Origin of the sequence: Lelliottia sp. SL45 (assembly GCF_026672535.1) — a bacterium.
GTDB lineage: Bacteria > Pseudomonadota > Gammaproteobacteria > Enterobacterales > Enterobacteriaceae > Enterobacter > Enterobacter nimipressuralis.
The window spans coordinates 41,429-55,798 of sequence record NZ_JAPPRH010000002.1 but is presented as its reverse complement, the minus strand read 5'-3'; the positions used below and the strand labels follow the sequence as shown (position 1 = coordinate 55,798).

16 protein-coding genes are annotated in these 14,370 nt (G+C 51.6%); 13 read left to right on the top strand and 3 right to left on the bottom strand.

What is annotated here, in order from left to right:
- Positions 1-154: 154 nt before the first annotated feature.
- Together OVA10_RS04135 and OVA10_RS04130 are read right to left on the bottom strand one after the other, a co-directional pair.
- Positions 155-1,861 carry a LeoA/HP0731 family dynamin-like GTPase gene (locus OVA10_RS04135; RefSeq protein ID WP_268195428.1) on the bottom strand — a complete coding sequence of 569 codons (1,707 nt, stop codon included), beginning with the start codon at positions 1,859-1,861 and terminating at the stop codon, positions 155-157.
- Complete coding sequence (locus tag OVA10_RS04130) at positions 1,861-4,059, bottom strand: hypothetical protein (RefSeq protein WP_174339952.1); 2,199 nt, start codon at positions 4,057-4,059, stop codon at positions 1,861-1,863. The genes OVA10_RS04135 and OVA10_RS04130 overlap by 1 nt, the downstream gene beginning before the upstream one ends.
- Before the next feature lie 1,178 nt (positions 4,060-5,237).
- Here OVA10_RS04130 and OVA10_RS04125 point away from each other — a divergent pair.
- The 13 genes from OVA10_RS04125 to OVA10_RS04065 all read left to right on the top strand — a co-directional run bounded on the left by OVA10_RS04125 (position 5,238) and on the right by OVA10_RS04065 (position 11,822).
- Positions 5,238-5,981: a helix-turn-helix transcriptional regulator gene (locus OVA10_RS04125; RefSeq protein WP_268195427.1), complete on the top strand. Its 744-nt coding sequence runs from the start codon at positions 5,238-5,240 to the stop codon at positions 5,979-5,981.
- Positions 5,982-6,049: 68 nt separating this feature from the next.
- Complete coding sequence (locus OVA10_RS04120) at positions 6,050-6,730, top strand: hypothetical protein (RefSeq protein WP_268195426.1); 681 nt, start codon at positions 6,050-6,052, stop codon at positions 6,728-6,730.
- 91 nt (positions 6,731-6,821) lie between these two features.
- Entirely contained in the window at positions 6,822-7,640 is an 819-nt protein-coding gene (locus tag OVA10_RS04115) for a DUF932 domain-containing protein (protein WP_268195425.1), read from the top strand.
- Entirely contained in the window at positions 7,640-7,894 is a 255-nt protein-coding gene (locus tag OVA10_RS04110; protein ID WP_174339955.1) for a hypothetical protein, read from the top strand. The genes OVA10_RS04115 and OVA10_RS04110 overlap by 1 nt, the downstream gene beginning before the upstream one ends.
- Before the next feature lie 16 nt (positions 7,895-7,910).
- Positions 7,911-8,396, top strand: a complete 486-nt coding sequence (locus OVA10_RS04105; RefSeq protein ID WP_268195424.1) for an antirestriction protein — start codon at positions 7,911-7,913, stop codon at positions 8,394-8,396.
- An 11-nt stretch (positions 8,397-8,407) separates the two neighbouring features.
- A complete protein-coding gene (gene radC, locus OVA10_RS04100) occupies positions 8,408-8,887 on the top strand; it encodes a RadC family protein (RefSeq protein WP_174339957.1) in 480 nt (159 codons plus the stop codon).
- Between the two features lie 14 nt (positions 8,888-8,901).
- Entirely contained in the window at positions 8,902-9,123 is a 222-nt protein-coding gene (locus OVA10_RS04095; RefSeq protein WP_048961313.1) for a DUF987 domain-containing protein, read from the top strand.
- Positions 9,124-9,146: 23 nt separating this feature from the next.
- The gene (locus OVA10_RS04090; RefSeq protein WP_050862682.1) at positions 9,147-9,515 is read left to right on the top strand and encodes a type IV toxin-antitoxin system YeeU family antitoxin; all 369 of its coding nucleotides are present in this window, start codon (positions 9,147-9,149) and stop codon (positions 9,513-9,515) included.
- A gap of 5 nt (positions 9,516-9,520) precedes the next feature.
- Positions 9,521-9,751, top strand: coding sequence for a hypothetical protein (locus tag OVA10_RS04085; RefSeq protein WP_174339958.1), 231 nt, complete (start codon positions 9,521-9,523; stop codon positions 9,749-9,751).
- Positions 9,752-9,812: 61 nt separating this feature from the next.
- Positions 9,813-10,190 carry a TA system toxin CbtA family protein gene (locus tag OVA10_RS04080; RefSeq protein ID WP_174339959.1) on the top strand — a complete coding sequence of 126 codons (378 nt, stop codon included), beginning with the start codon at positions 9,813-9,815 and terminating at the stop codon, positions 10,188-10,190.
- Positions 10,187-10,678, top strand: a complete 492-nt coding sequence (locus tag OVA10_RS04075) for a DUF5983 family protein (RefSeq protein WP_174339960.1) — start codon at positions 10,187-10,189, stop codon at positions 10,676-10,678. Before OVA10_RS04080 ends, OVA10_RS04075 begins: the two co-directional genes overlap by 4 nt.
- A gap of 29 nt (positions 10,679-10,707) precedes the next feature.
- The gene (locus OVA10_RS04070; RefSeq protein ID WP_174339961.1) at positions 10,708-10,908 is read left to right on the top strand and encodes a DUF957 domain-containing protein; all 201 of its coding nucleotides are present in this window, start codon (positions 10,708-10,710) and stop codon (positions 10,906-10,908) included.
- A gap of 68 nt (positions 10,909-10,976) precedes the next feature.
- The gene (locus OVA10_RS04065; protein ID WP_174339962.1) at positions 10,977-11,822 is read left to right on the top strand and encodes a DUF4942 domain-containing protein; all 846 of its coding nucleotides are present in this window, start codon (positions 10,977-10,979) and stop codon (positions 11,820-11,822) included.
- A gap of 243 nt (positions 11,823-12,065) precedes the next feature.
- On the opposite strand, the gene acs is transcribed toward OVA10_RS04065, so the two are convergent.
- A complete protein-coding gene (gene acs, locus OVA10_RS04060; protein ID WP_268195416.1) occupies positions 12,066-14,024 on the bottom strand; it encodes an acetate--CoA ligase in 1,959 nt (652 codons plus the stop codon).
- Positions 14,025-14,370: the final 346 nt, after the last annotated feature.

Here is a 14,370-nt window from a genome sequence, read left to right as displayed (position 1 = left end):
GTTTTTTTGCGATTTATCATCGCATGAGCTTATCCACGACTTGATGCACAGCAACACCATATTTTTATCTTGTCAAAGTGCGTGATACCGGATATCAAACTACAGGATTACAGAAGGCTGCCACCTTAATAAAAAAAGGTGATTAACTAAAATATCAGTCGTTAACCCGAATGAATTCTCCATCAATCGCTTGTGCCTGCGCACGCCAGTCTGCAAATTGCTTTTTTTGCTCATGGCTACGCCGCAAAGTATCATTGAGCACTTCAAGCTCTTCCTTCATGACTGCATACCCCGGAAAGAACCTCTCCTCGTAGTCATCTGAGTCGAGTAAAGCAATTAACTCTTTACGTTGCTTATTGAAGTGTTCCACCATATCCCCGATATATTCCCTGAATTTTTTCTCTCGTTGCGCTTGTTCGAACGAATCCCACACCTCCAGAGCGACACCTGCAAATGACAGCACACCGTTAAGGCCCTTGGCTAAATTAATAGCTCCCCAGGGTTTAAATTTTAAGAGTTTTCCCAAATCCAGCCCGACCATTTTCGCCAGAGACACCGCGCCATCACGAGTGGCAATAACAGTTGAATTATTGATTACGTTACTTTTGACTACATAGTCAAGGCCGCGTTTGCCCAAAGTTGTGAGAATGCTGTTATGATGATTGATGTCAGCATTGTAGCCTATTTGAATCTTCTCAAGAGACAGAGAAACAGCCTGCAGGCGGCGATCGAATTCGTTTTGAAGACGAGTCGATAAGACGATCCCTTCATCTCCGACTTCGCGTTCAAAAAACGCCAAAAAAGTTTCCATACTCAGCCCTTTCGCCTGAAGGATCAGTTCACTGAAATAATCGCTGACGAATGTTTTCAATGACCTGCGGATCTCATCAATTTTAACCATCATCGTGCTCATCTCATCGCTCGTCCGCTCCTTTATGAACAACAGCCCTTTCACTTCTTCCTGAATGCGCTCATCCAGCTCGATAGCAACAGGCAATTTACATGTCAGAATATCGAGAATAACACTCTTTTTCGTCTCTTCGCACAATGCATGCAGCCCGCCACCGGCTGCAATCTTTTGGCTGGTCGCCGCCTGCAGAGTGTGGATGTGAGACAGGGTGCGGAATTTCTCCGGATTTTGCAGCCAGTATTCCGTTCCCATATCGAATGGATTGGCTGCGACAGCAACAATGCTGAGAGCGTCACGCTCCTGTGGAGTAAGGTCGATCAAGTCATGCAGACGCGAGACTACATTATGGCGCTTTACCCGGTAACTGGACTGGTAATCCTCCTCATCTTCCACATCTGCGACTTCATCAAAACGACTCAGTACAAATACAGTTCGATCGAGCAAATTCAGGGTACGAAACATCCATTCAAGATCTTGTTTATGGCTCTCTTTGATGGGATTGGTTGAGTTCATGACATACAGAATAAGGTGCGCTTCGCTGACGTACTTCTTCGTCATGTCTTTATATTTTTCAACAGAACGGGTTTCCTCATCAAACTGTTCTTTAAAACCGAAAAGCCCTGGTGTATCAATCAGGACAAAGTCCGAGCCCACATTGTAAATTTTCACCTCACTGGACGACTCCTGATGGCTGATGTTCATGGTCGTCTTGTCGAGTTTCTCCATCCAGGCAGCCGCAATAGACGTTTTACCCTCCGAAAAACCGCCAATTAATGCGATATGCAGTTTTCCATTGGCTGCACTTTCTTGCGCAATTTCTAATTTGTGAAGCAAATAGGGTTCTATTTCGATACCCAATTCTTTACCCTGCTGTAAAAAAACCTTAAGATTATTAAGAGTTTCAATGTTTTTTGATTTCTGAGATTTAAATATATCCAGTGTATGTTCCATTATTTATCTCCTGAAGCATCAATGACGAGTGAAAGATGTTGTAAACTGGCGATTGCATTAATCAGAATGTGATTATCATCGGAGGCCTGATGGAATGGCTCTTCAAGATTTTTCTTGATTTCATTAATTTTTTCTTCGAACTCCGGGAAAACCTTATGGATAATGCCTTCAATCATTTCTTTAATATTATTTGCAACCTTTTTAATATTGTCATCTGCGGATTTTCTTTGCTGCGATTTTTTGTAATCAGAGCTGAAAAAGCCGCGTACAGCTTTATAAAAAGAAAACACCATACCTGCTAAAGCAGGTGCAAGCACAATCCAGCCTGCAGGATTCCAGAATAGCAGCGCGCCACCAGTCAGGGTAGCGATCAGGCTGGTTACTCTAACACCATTATCGATATCTACATTCAAATCAAACTGCCTGTTTATCTTATACCCCTGCAGTTTTGAGTAACTCTGAACAATATCAAGCGAATATTTCTGGAAGCGTTCTACAATATCTCCCATCTCGTCATTGAATTTTTCAAACTCCGTTTTAAAGGTATCACGGAGGTTATTCTCTGTCTTACAGAGGCAATCTTTAATGAGTATTTCCAACTCATTTTTAAAACCTTCATTGCTAATGTCGCCATTTATTTTTTCGTAAACTCCCTCACGAACACTCTTGCTAAAAAAATTAATCACATCTTCACTCTGGTTGTGAAGGCGTATTTTTAAGGAAGCAAGGGCATTATCAAGCGTTTTGTTAACATTGCAGGTATTTTTTTGTAATTCATTAACAACTCTGTCAAAATTATGTTGTGCCTCACTCAGACCGGACGTAACATTGTCAAGCGTTGTACGTGCTTTATTAAAATTTGATCGCGTGATTTTGGCTTTGCTGTCTGACACCAGCTGCCTGGTCAATAAAGACAGAAATCCCTTCAAGCCTGTTTTTTCCAGAATCGTATCGCGATCTAGTTTTTCTAATAACTTGTCACGCTTTTTGGCGTTTTCTGAACCAGGAAGCAAATGTTCAGCCACGCTCAAAAATGCTGGCATCGCGCTCACTGACCAGGTACTGCAATAATTATCCCCCAGTTGCTCGCTCATCTTTTTATTAAGATCATCCAGACTGAGCTGCTCATCTTCGCTGATAAGAGCAGGACGGGTTAGCTGCTGCGGATTAGTAAGGCGCTTGTTAAACAGCGTCCAGACTTCTGTTTGCGCATTCAGATGTTTTTTTATTTTATCAAGCGTTCCTGGTGTTGTGTCATCACCTTTTTGTGGTGCTGTCGGCTTGCTGGTAACGTAGAAAACAGCATGAGCTTTTTCGACCGCACTTTCTATTTGCTCCAGAACTTTACTCTCCTTTCCTTCAATTCCAGGCACATCAAGAAGTGCAAAACGCTGGCCATCTGCTTTGAAAGAGTACAGGGTCGTATTCATAGTAAAATCGGACATGCCTGAGCCGATGATTTCTCCATCAGCCATCAATGACAGTTCGTCCAGTTTACTCTTCTGTTTAGCCTGCATTTGTCGCAGTGCATCGATGTCAGAATTGCAGTCTGCTTTTTCCCTTAGCATGGGTTTAAGCGTTTCGCTCTTTTCGTATGCCAGCGCTTCTTTCAGGCTATGAAGTCGCTCTTTCTCTTTTTGCCCGGCAGTTTTTATCCACAAATTGATGAATTTACGCCACAGTGAAAATTTCTGGCGCTGTGTGAAAATAAGTGCGGTGATAGATTCTATCTGTGTCTGAAAGGCCTTTTCACGATTCAGATATTCAATATTTATGGCATCAATTGCATGAACGAGTTCACAGCAACGTTTTTCTTTTTCGCTAATGGCGTTTTGCAGCTTGTTGATATCGTTTTCAGTAAGCCGATGCTGCGACTGAAATTCACGAAACGCCTGCTGGCGGGAGAGCTTACCGGGCTCCCTGAGCAAAATACGCAGGGTTTCGATAATAGTTGATTTTCCGGCATTGGTTTCGCCATAAAAGGCAATCGTGAATGTATCCCACTCCGTGTTCTTCTGAAGGCTTTCAATATCGAAATTCAGTTGCTGACGCAACTCATCAACCTTGCTACGTAAAAGCTCACAGGCTTTCTGGAGCTTTGTATCATCTGTAGTCGATGTCAGTCTTTTCAGAATGCGATCAACCTCCAGTGATATTTTTTGATATACCTTTTCAGGGGTAAAAACACCAGCATCCATAATTATCTTCCGTCTTAAAAAGTTTATTCATTCCTGTACTTATTTACATAATTAATTTTTAAAATTATTTCCATGGTAACAAACGTAATAACACATTCAGCACAGCACTCTCTTTTGTGTTGTATTTGACGTCTAAATCTGAATTACCACATTTCAGGCATGCTTCAAAAGCGGTAAGTCCTTCTTGCAAGCAATCGGAAGTTTGCGGAATGTTTTTCTTCCAGCCGCATTGTTTACACGAAACGGTTCGTGGTGGGATCGGCATAACCATATTTAAGCCCTTATCAGAATTGATTTTCAATCACTCATTAAACGAACCCATCGCGTCTTTCATCAAGTGCATTAGCTTTTCTGCTGCGCACCTTACGCGTGAGTCAAGAAAGAACACACTATCAACGTCATTGACCTGACAGATAACTCTGTCAGTGATGATTTTTGCTTCGCACTACATCGCTATTGCCAGTACTGTGCAGCATATACTGATCTATTTTAACGATCAATTAGCAATTATTGATCGTTTTTATCTATCGATATAGCAAATCAATAACAGGCAATTGATCGCCAAATCCTTTCAAATAAATGAAAGGCTTACAGAGCACACAGGGGAAGAAATGGCCGGAAAAAGCAGACAGTAAGCGGCTTTAGCCTTAAGTGATGTTTGAATTTAACACGCATTTAATGCAACGAGGATGTATAACCTGCGGTAACCAAAAGAGACTTTTTGTTAACAAAATTGAGAAGGGTATAAAGTCAGGACGGGGGCACACCTTCAGGCCGTTTCTGACTGCGAACCCGTCCTGGCTCCGCCGACGAATGCTCATAACTCGCCCCCGGCTCAAAAACAACAATGTTGACAATAAGCACGCGGGTCACGTTGTTCTCTTCAACGACAACGCTCTGAACACGTCTGCGTTTCAGCACGTTGCCTGCAAAATCCCTCTCTTTTTCTTCCGCTCCGCGCGCCAGTATTGATATGTCGCGACCGGTACGGTACGCATTCGTCTGGTCGTAACACCATTCCAGAAAATCTCACGCCCATATTACTCATGTGAAGAGCAGGAAGAACCGCTTCCTGCATCGCTATCACAGGAGGCACTCATACCCAGGCTCCCCCCCGCCCCTGAGGCGACACGAAAAATGAAATCCCCTTCTTTAGTGACCGTACCGGGACAGCCTTTATGAAAGAACAGGAAACCCGTCATGACCGCCTGGCGCTCAGGCTTTCCGTTATCATCAGTCGCCTGATGGCGGGCGAATCGCTCGCCCTCAGACCTCTGAGTGAAGAGTTTGGCGTCTCACTCCGCACCCTCCAGCGCGACATTCAGCAGCGTCTGCTCCATCTTGATATTCAGCACGATGGCCGCTGCTACCGTTTGCGGACAAATCCGCTCAGGGATAATTTACACAGGGTATTTTCCTTTATCCGTAACACCGGTATAGCGAAGCTCCTTCCCGGTCATAACCGGCACCTGTTGCAGCTTCTGACGGCAGAATCGGGCATCCCGCCCTGCATCATCGGGCATGCACCGCTTAAATCACACGATGCCTTATCCACGTTTTTCTGCTCACTGGCACAAGCCATCAGCGGTCAGCGTTGTATTTCCCTTCAGGCTGACGGGAGAGAGTACAGCGGACTTGAGCCTTACCGACTTATCCACTCAGGAGAAGCCTGGTATCTGGTGGCCTGCCATTCGGGCAGCCTTTGCGTGTTTGACCTGACAACCATCAATGCGGTCTCGCTGAGCGGAGAGGGTTACACGCACCGGGAAGAAATTATCCGTCTGACGACAGACGACGACTTTATTTCTTCCCTGCCCAGCTTTGCGCTGACTGTCAGCGTACTGCGCCGCGTTTCACCGCTTCACATCAGCAACGTCCATGCTTCCCCCGGGGAGCATGGCACGTCGTCTTATGCCCCCTGAAGCGCACCACCGGCCGGTTCCGCGTCACAGCGGAGCCGGCTTTCTTTTATCCTACCCCCGGAGGTTTTATGTACCATGACGCCCCACCCGACGAATACGATCCCCGCCACGACGATGCACTCAGCGAACCGTCCCCCGACACGCCACGAGGCCTGCAGGCCGTTATGGGCTGGCTCTATGACCGCGCCGTCAGCGGCATCGCCGGCATTGAGTCTGCCGCCACCCTCGCTGAGCGCTACCTTGACGACGCCGGCGGCGATGCAGCCCTTGCCGCCCGCAACATGATTCGCTGGGAGAGCATCAAGGCCGGCAGCAGCGGCTTTCTCTCCGGCGCAGGCGGCCTGGCCGCCCTTCCGCTCACCCTGCCTCTCAATATAACCAGCGTGCTCTTTATCCAGACCCGGCTGGTTGCCGCCCTCGCCTGCCTCGGCGGACACCGCCTCTCCGACGAGCGTATCCGCGCCCTCTGCGGGCTCTGCCTGTGCGGCAACGCCGCAAAAGCCCTGCTCCAGGACATGGTGATGAAGATGGCGGAGCAGTGGACACCCGTCCTGACCTGCCGGGTTGCGGAGAAAACCCTGGTGCTCATGCTCGCCCGCACCGGGATGAGCACCGGCGGCCAGCTGGTGCGCCTGCTCCCGCTGGCGGGCGGGGTGGTCAGCGGCACCGTGGATGCGGTCTCCACCCGCACCATCGGCCACCTGGCCTTTGACACCTTCCTGCACACGCCGGCCCCCGGGCAGCCGTAAGCCCGGCCGTCAAATCCTCACGCTTTAAAACCGGGACCGTCCTCTGCGGGGGACGGCCCGCTCTCTCATGCCAGTAATAAGGAGTCCACAGATGCGCTTAGCCAGCCGTTTTGGTCACATTAACCAGATACGCCGTGACCGTCCGTTAACCCGTGAAGAGCTGATGCAGCATGTTCCCAGCGTTTTCAGCGAAGACAAGCACGCGTCGCGCTCTGAGCGTTACAGCTATATACCGACGATTACCCTGCTGGAGAACCTGCAGCGCGAAGGGTTTCAGCCGTTCTTTGCCTGTCAGTCACGGGTTCGTGACCCCAGTCGTCGGGAGCATACAAAACACCTGCTCCGCCTGCGTCGGGCCGGTCAGATAAACGGTCAGCATGTGCCTGAAATCATTATTCTTAATTCGCACGGCGGTGAGTCCAGTTTTCAGTTACTTCCGGGCATCTTCAGAAGCGTGTGCACCAACAGCCTGGTCTGCGGCCAGTCGTTTGGCGACATCAGAGTTCCGCACCGCGGCAATATCGTCGGGAAAGTGATTGAAGGCGCTTACGAAGTACTCGGCATTTTCGACCGGGTGGAGGAGAAACGAGAGGCTATGCAGTCGCTGCTGTTACCCCCACCTGCACAACACGCGCTGGCGAACGCCGCACTGACGTACCGTTTTGGCGAAGAACATCAGCCGGTGACCGCCGCGCAGATACTGACGCCCCGCAGGTATGAAGACCGTCAGGACGACCTGTGGTCAGTTTTCAATCGTTGCCAGGAGAACCTGCTGAAAGGTGGTCTGCCAGGACGTACTGCCAAAGGCAAACGCAGCCATACCCGCGCGGTCAGAGGCATAGACGGCGACGTTAAGCTCAACCGGGCGCTCTGGGTAATGGCAGAAGAACTGCAGCAGGCGCTGAGCTGATGCCACCGCTGCCTGATAACGCCCGCCAGGCCCCCCTTAATCCGACCGCTCTGGAAAACAATCCCTGCAGCCGCTCCATCTCCGATGACGACCTGTGCGCCTGGTGCTCACACCTGCTTTATCGTCCCGGTGAACTCAGTCTCTGCCGCTTAAGCCTCCCGGAGGGTCACTGGCCGTCACGCTGTGATGAGGACGGCTATGCGCAGTCCTGCCCGTCACTCCGGCTTAACCAGCATCCCCAACCCGATAAATAAACAAGGAAAAAGTCACATGTCCGACATTATTAACCTTAACGATACCCTCCCGTTACAGTCACAACCTGCCGGTGCCGGTCCTGAACCAGAGCTGACCGCCACTCTCGTACAGGACGAACAGCGCATCGGCTTCTGGCCGCAGCACTTCGGCAGCATCCCGCAGTGGATAATCCTTGAGCCAGCTGTCTTCGCCTGGATGGACCGCTTCTGTGCAGACTACAGCGGGGGTATCTGGCAGTTTTACACGCTGAGCAACGGCGGGGCATTTATGGCCCCGGAAGCTGACGGTGACAGCAGTGAACCCTGGTCGCTCTTCAACGCGATGAACGGCAACGACGCAGAGATGAGCGCCGTTGCCGCAGGCATTGCCGTCTGCCTCATGGCCTACAGCCACCATGCCTGCCGCACCGGCAGCGAGGCCATGACCGCGCACTATTACCGACTGCGGGACTACGCCCTGACCCACCCTGAACGCAGCGCCATTATGCACATCATCGACTGAGGTATGCCGCCATGGAACAACAGTTACCGCTGTTTGCCCGTGAATTACCCCCTGCCGGCCAGCTGACGGTCAGGGAAGCCTTAACCCTGCTGGAAGGGCAGCTCCGTGAACCCGGCGCGTCATTTACGTCCAGCAATGCCGTGCGCGACTGGCTGCGCCTGCATCTCGCCGCGCAGGAGAGGGAGTCGCTGATGGTGCTGTGGCTGGACAACCAGCACCGCCTCATCGCCTGCGATACGCTGTTTATCGGCACCATCAACAGCATCACCGTCCATCCACGGGAGGTCGTGAAGGCCGGGCTTCACCACAACGCTGCCGCAGCGATACTCGCGCACAATCATCCGTCCGGAGAGGCTGAGCCCAGTCAGGCCGACAGACGAATAACAGAACGCCTGAAACAGGCCCTGGAGCTGGTCGGTATTCGCCTACCGGACCACCTGGTGGTGGGGGGTATGGATATCGTCTCGTTTTCTGAGCGCGGCTGGCTTTAATGAGATAAACAGCGATGAAGATTATCAGCAAACGCCAGGCGATGGCGATATACCGCCAGCACCCGCAGTCCCGCCTGTTTCGCTTCTGTAGCGGAAAGTACAAATGGAGCGGCAGCGTCTGCCACTATGCCGGCCGGGAGGTACAGGATATCAGCGGCGTGCTCGCGGTCTTCGCGGAGCGCCGCCAGGACCGCAACGGGCCGTATGTCGTATTGCGCAGCGTTACCCTGAATTAACTTAACTTTAAGGATAACCCACTTTGTCGAATCAAACACCGGCAGCACCCCATGATATCAGTGAACCCTGGTGGGGTCTGCAACGCAGCGTGACCCCGTGCCTGGGCGCACGGCTGGTGCAGGAGGGCAATCGCCTGCATTACCTGGCCGACCGCGCCAGTATTACCGGGACGTTCAGCGACGCCGACTTACGCCATCTGGACCAGGCATTTCCACTGCTGTTGAAGCAACTGGAACTGATGCTCACCAGCGGTGAACTCAGTCCCCGCCACTCGCACAGCGTTACGCTTTATGCAAAAGGACTGACCTGTGAGGCCGACTCCCTCGGTTCGCACGGGTACATCTATATAGCGATTTACCCAACACCACCTGTAGCACAATCCGGAGGCTAATCGCCATGACGCATGCCTGTAAAATCAGCGAGGTTATTGAACGGCTGCAACAGCATCAGCACGACGAGGTCGTCTTATGTTCACTCTGGTACGAAGACGATGTACGTAATGTGGATGACGCTGTTACCACAGAAGAGGCCAGAGCGGCATTACGCCATGCTGCCAGCCATCACGACGCAGAACAGGGCATTAACTGGTTCACACTGGAAGCCGCGCTGGAAGCCATCCGGCAGTAACATACCGCGTTAAATCCCTCCGCCATTCATTCCTTTCATTTATTTAACAGAGATAACTTTAATGAAGATTTTACCTGTATCCCGAAACCGGGAGGCATCGTCACGCCTGTCACCTGTAGAAATCTGGCAGCAACTTCTTACGTATCTGCTGGAAAGACATTACGGCCTTTCGCTTAACGACACACAGTTTGGCAACGACGGTGTCATTCAGCAGCATATCGACGCCGGGCTCTCACTGTGCGATGCCGTAAATTTTATCGTGGAGAAATACGATCTGGTGCGCACCGATCGTCGCGGTTTCAGTGCGGAAACACAGTCACCGCTTATCAGCAGCATCGATATTCTTCGTGCCCGTAAGGCTACCGGACTGATGACCCGCAGCGGTTACAAAGTGGTGACCAATATCACCGGTGGCAAATACAGCGGGGAGGTCCAGTGAAGCTGTCCGTTAACGTGGAAGCCGACGCCATCAACGTTCTGGCCCTCAACATGGGCCGGATCGTCCTTGATATCGACGGCATTGAACTCTCTGAACTGATCGCCGCAGTAAACCAGAATGGCTGCACGCTGCGGATCGCAGATAAGCCGGGTTCAGCAATCGTTGAATCATCACTTCCCCCCTTTACGTCATTACCGGGGATCTGCTGCAGTACAGCCCACATCACTGCGGAAGACAATTCGCTGCTGTATGCCCTGTCGCATCAGGATATTGATTTTGGCGAGTCGGAATGGATCCACTACTCAGGGGCCGGCTACCTGCTCCGCCTGGAAGCATGGTCGTTTCCCGTGTTGCGCCTCAAACGTCTCGGTCTTTCAAAAGCCTGCCGTCGCCTGATAGTGACGCTTATCCGTCGTTACGCCGTTGGCATTGTCCATCTTGATGCCTGCGGCGAAGTGCTGCCAGGCTTTACCACCTTTGAATGGTAACCCGACATCAGTCACAACAGGGAGTTCTGATGCCAGAATTAACCACCGAAGCCGCTCTCAACATTCTGATTGAGTGGCTGAAGGACAACATCGATTGCGGCAGCGTGATCATCTTCGACAACGATGAAGACAATACCGATTCCGCCAGGCTTTTACCCTGGATCGAACAGGCGCGAAACGACGTACTGGATCTGCGCCATCTCCGGCTTCTGCAGAGCGCCCGCTCCTGAACGTGACAGACGCCATAAACGCCAGCCCTTACCGGCTGGCGTTTTTGTTTATATATAAGGAAGACACAATGTCAGACATTATCCACACTGAACCTGAAGTATTAACCGGGCACACCGGTGTAATTTGCTCCACCAGCATCGAACGCATTGTCACCGGACGTCACGCTGCACTGGCGCAGATTGAAGCGCTCATTCAGCAACTCGACGATATCTCAGCACTGACAGCCAGTATCGGCGGCGGCAGAGCGAATGAGTGGGCAGTGCGCCAGTACCGTTACGACTGCTGGCTGATGGAGAAGCCCGCAACCGCGATGAAAGCCATCACCCGCAATCTCGATCGCAGCCTCTGGCGCGACCTGATGCAACGTTCGGGTATGCTTTCGCTGATGGACGCACAGGCCCGTGAACAGTGGTACAACAGCCTGGAGAAAGACGATATTCCTGCTATCTGTGAAGAAAATATCCTCAGCACATTTAAACAATTGCACCAGAGCAAAGGCGAGGTGTTTGAGCGCGGGGTGATTAACGTTTTCAAAGGTCTGAGCTGGGATTACAAAAGTAATAGCCCGTGCAAGTTCGGCAAAAAGATCATCGTGAACGGACTGGTGAAACACGACCGATGGGGATTCGGGCTTAACTGGGGCTGGCAGCGCGATCGGTTAGCAGATCTGGAGCGTATGCTGATGTTGCTGGATGGAAAGCCGGTTCCCGACAACCGGGCCGACGTGACCCGTCGGTTGGGCGATCATATCCATGAGAACAGGCACCGCAACCGCTATGAAGATGAGATGTTTGTGATTACGTATTTTCAGAAGGGGACGGCGCATATCGTATTCAGACGAGCGGATCTGACTGAGAAACTGAACGACATCATTGCCAGACACTATCCGGGCATACTGCCTTCTTCCGTATAAGTGTATCTCCTCAGCAATGATCTCCCGGTTGAAACCTGAGTTGCAGGGGCGTTCCAGTCTCTCTATCATCACAGGTAACAGCTCAACCGGGGTCAACTATACTCCATGGTTAACAACTTCAGTACGGGGGCCTTATTGGGGGCTATAAATTTAGAGTTGAAAACAAAATCCATTTTAATTCAAATATTTGAAGTTTTAAGTTTCCTCTTAAACAGGGAGAGGGTTAGGTTGAGGGGAACTCAGTTACGAAGGCATTGCGATGGCCTGCTTCTCTTCGAGCAGTTTGTCCACCACGCCAGGATCGGCGAGCGTTGAGGTATCACCGAGGTTACTGGTGTCGCCCGCAGCGATTTTGCGCAGAATGCGGCGCATGATCTTGCCGGAGCGGGTTTTCGGCAGCGAGTCGGTCCAGTGCAGCACATCCGGCGTGGCGAGTGGGCCGATCTCTTTGCGCACCCAGTTACGCACTTCGGTGTACAGCTCAGGCGTCGGCTCTTCGCCATGGTTCAAGGTGACGTAGGCGTAAATCGCCTGGCCTTTGATGTTGTGTGGGATCCCAACCACTGCCGCTTCGGCGATTTTCGGATGGGAAACCAGCGCCGACTCAATCTCAGCGGTGCCCAGACGGTGGCCGGAGACGTTCAGGACATCGTCCACGCGCCCGGTGATCCAGTAGTAGCCGTCTTCGTCACGGCGCGCGCCGTCGCCGCTGAAATACATGTTTTTAAAGGTCGAGAAGTAGGTCTGCTCGAAGCGATCGTGATCGCCAAACAGGGTACGCGCCTGGCCCGGCCAGGAGTCGGTGATCACCAGGTTGCCTTCGGTCGCGCCGTCGAGCGGGTTACCTTCGTTATCCACCAGCGCAGGCTGCACGCCGAAGAACGGACGGGTGGCGGAACCGGCTTTCAGCGGGATTGCGCCCGGCAGCGGAGTAATCATGAAGCCGCCGGTTTCGGTCTGCCACCAGGTATCCATCACCGGGCATTTTTCGTTACCGATTTTCTTCCAGTACCACTCCCAGGCTTCCGGGTTAATCGGCTCGCCGACGGAGCCAAGAATGCGCAGGGAGGAGCGGTCGGTGCCTTCGATGGCTTTGTCGCCTTCGGCCATCAGCGCGCGGATCGCGGTCGGCGCGGTGTAGAGAATGTTGACCTTATGCTTATCAACCACCTGACACATACGGGCAGGTGTCGGCCAGTTAGGAACGCCTTCGAACATCAGCGTAGTCGCGCCGCAGGCCAGCGGGCCGTACAGCAGGTAACTGTGGCCGGTGACCCAGCCCACGTCGGCGGTACACCAGTAAACATCGCCCTGGTGATAGTCGAAGACATATTTAAAGGTCGTGGCCGCGTAAACCAGATAGCCGCCGGTGGTGTGCAGCACACCTTTCGGCTTGCCGGTCGAGCCGGAGGTATAGAGGATAAACAGCGGATCTTCCGCGTTCATCGCTTCGGGCTGATGTTGATCGCTGGCTTTTTCAATCAGGTCGCTCCACCACAGGTCACGCCCCTCTTTCCACTCGACGTTGCCGCCGGTGCGCTTAAGGACGATGACGTTGCTGATGGTTTTGACGTTCGGGTTTTTCAGCGCTTCGTCGACGTTTTTCTTCAATGGAATGCCGCGACCGGCGCGCACGCCTTCGTCGGCGGTGATCACCAGTTTTGAACTGGAATCAATGATGCGCCCGGCGACGGCTTCCGGCGAGAAACCGCCGAAAATCACCGAATGCACGGCACCGATGCGCGCACAGGCGAGCATCGCCACGGCCGCTTCCGGCACCATGGGCATATAGATGGCAATCACATCGCCTTTTTTGATGCCCTGCGCTAACAGCACGTTGGCAAAGCGGCAGACGTCGCGGTGAAGTTCTTTATAGGTGATGTGTTTGCTCTGCGAGGCGTCGTCGCCTTCCCAGATAATGGCGGTCTGATCGCCGCGCTCGGCCAGATGTCGGTCCAGGCAGTTCGCGGCCAGGTTCAGGGTGCCGTCTTCGTACCATTTAATCGAGATATTGCCTGGCGCGAAGGAGGTGTTCTTCACCTTCTGGTAGGGGGTGATCCAGTCAAGGATTTTGCCCTGCTCGCCCCAGAAGGCATCAGGGTCGGTGAGAGATTGTTGATACTTTTGCTGGTACTGCTCCGGATTTATCAGGCAACGGTCCGCAATATTTGCGGGAATGTCATGTTTGTGAATTTCGCTCATGGCTTTTGTTCTCCTTTTAGGATGTTAATAATATGTCGCAAAAACGTTAATTGTAGGGGCTTTGGTAGCTTTGTTTGTTATTTGGGCGACAGATCACGCAATAAATGAACAGGTGAAAAAAGCAGCAAATGAAACTTTGAAGGAAAATAATTTACACAGTCGATTATTCACAATTAGTTGAAAAAAACCGTTTTTATAACAAAAGGTTATTTATAAGAATTATTACAAATTAGCGTCCTATGACCTTTTTGCAGTGGAAAGCCTTGTTCTTTAAGGCTTGCGCAGCAGGCCATGCAAATGATACTGATACGGCGCGTTAAAAAACCCCATAAACCAACGCAACACA